The following is a 684-nucleotide window of genomic DNA, read 5'->3' as shown; positions in this document are numbered from 1 at the left end:
GTCCTGAATTGGGTTGACACCTTTTCCCTCTGGAAAAGGAATGTTCAATGAAATCAACAATCAGGCGCAGCCAACGGGATTACTCGCTGGCCTTCAAGTTGTCGGTGGTAGACCAGGTCGAGCGCGGGGAGCTGACCTACAAAAAGGCCCAGGAGCGTTATGGGATCCAAGGGCGCAGCACGGTGCTTTCCTGGCTTCGTCGGCATGGTCGGCAAGATTGGTCAGCTGGGGCATCATTGCCTCCCATGAGCACTGTCCCCAAAGCCGGGGCGGCCAAGCCGCTGACGCCGGAACAACAGATCAAGGCCCTGCAGGTCCAGTTGCGGGAGGCAAACGAGAAGGCGCAGCTGTTCGAGGCCATCGTGGATGTCCTCAAAGAGGATTACGGGGTAAAAATCGTAAAAAAGCCTTCCGGCAAGTCCTCACGCAAGGGCGCCTCAAAGGCGTAAGCGTGGCAAGGGCTTGCCGCCATTTCGGCATCAGTCGGCAGGCGTTCTATCAGGCCGGGCACCGCCATCAGCGGCGAGACGCTGCTGATGCTACTGCACTGTCGCTGGTGAGCGACTGCCGCGCGCGCCAGCCTCGGGTCGGTACGCGCAAGCTGCACCATCTGATTGAGCCGAAGCTGCAGGCGGCGGGGATCGCTCTGGGGCGCGATCGTTTATTTGACGTGCTGCGAGAAGC

At 60.1% G+C, this 684-nt stretch carries 1 pseudogene; it reads left to right on the top strand.

Annotated features, from left to right (window positions below):
• Window positions 1–47: 47 nt before the first annotated feature.
• Window positions 48–684: pseudogene (locus IFT63_RS17635) on the top strand (IS3 family transposase); the annotation flags it as partial.

Origin of the sequence: Stenotrophomonas sp. CFBP 13724, assembly GCF_014841975.1 — a bacterium.
Taxonomy (GTDB): domain Bacteria; phylum Pseudomonadota; class Gammaproteobacteria; order Xanthomonadales; family Xanthomonadaceae; genus Stenotrophomonas; species Stenotrophomonas lacuserhaii.
This window is presented reverse-complemented; position numbering and strand designations above follow the sequence as displayed.